Here is a 347-nt window from a genome sequence, read left to right as displayed (position 1 = left end):
GCGTCGGGACTTCCTTCACAAGCTTTCAAACTACTACGCTCGGGAATACGGCCTCGTAGCGGTCGAAGACCTCGACGCGAAGGGACTGATGGAACTTCCGTCGAACAGTCGCAACCGCGCCGGAGCGGCGTGGGGGACGTTCCTGCAGATGGTGGAGTACAAGTGCGAACGCGAAGGAACCCACTTTGTCGCCGTCGATCCGCGAGTGACAACAAAGGAATGTTCGCAGTGCGGCGTTTCGACCGAAAAACCGCTGTGGGTCCGCGAACACTCGTGTCCCTCATGCGGATTCGAGGCGGACCGCGACCTCAACGCGGCGTACAACATCCTCTCACGCGGATTCGATC

The 347-nt window shown here is 59.9% G+C and carries 1 protein-coding gene; it reads left to right on the top strand.

All coding sequences use genetic code 11. The features are described from left to right. Nucleotides 1–347, top strand: a 347-nt coding sequence (locus O2S87_RS18990) for an RNA-guided endonuclease InsQ/TnpB family protein (RefSeq protein WP_475410248.1), incomplete at both ends; no start/stop codon positions are given.

It is taken from the genome of Halohasta sp. A2 (assembly GCF_056175805.1).
The sequence above is the reverse complement of the archived record's forward strand: the minus strand, read 5'-3'. Positions and strand labels throughout refer to the sequence as shown.